This window comes from Sphingomonas sp. 10B4 (genome assembly GCF_035019905.1).
Lineage (GTDB): Bacteria > Pseudomonadota > Alphaproteobacteria > Sphingomonadales > Sphingomonadaceae > Sphingomonas > Sphingomonas glacialis.
Genome location: NZ_JASJVC010000213.1, coordinates 1 through 407 on the forward strand (window position 1 = coordinate 1; position 407 = coordinate 407).

The window sequence follows — 407 nt, forward strand, 5'->3', positions numbered from 1 at the left end:
GTGCCGCTGCCAAGTTTCGTCAGCGCCGTGGCTCTGACACCATCTTGTATGCTGCAGCCAAAATTGGCTGAACTGTTATTGCCACCCGTCGTCATCGTGACCGCCGTTAGACCATTATTGCTCACCGTACCACCGCTACCAGCCAGCGAACCGATGGCTTGATTGAAACCACCGAGATCGAGCGTAGCACCAGCGGCAGTAGTGACAGCCGAGTTGCTGCCGAAGGCATTCATGGCAGCGGCGGCCAGTATGCCATTACTGACCGTGGTCGCGCCGCTGTACGTATTGCTGCCGGACAGTGTTTGCGTGCCGCTGCCAAGTTTCGTCAGCGCCGTGGCACTGACACCATCTTGTATGCTGCCGCCAAAATTGGTCGAGCTGTTATTGCTACCCGTCGTCATCGTGAC

At 57.5% G+C, this 407-nt stretch carries 1 protein-coding gene; it reads right to left on the reverse strand.

Annotated elements, in window-relative coordinates; genetic code table 11:
- Positions 1-407 (reverse strand): autotransporter-associated beta strand repeat-containing protein (locus tag QN347_RS19515; RefSeq protein WP_323494358.1); only part of this gene is annotated, 407 nt, incomplete at both ends.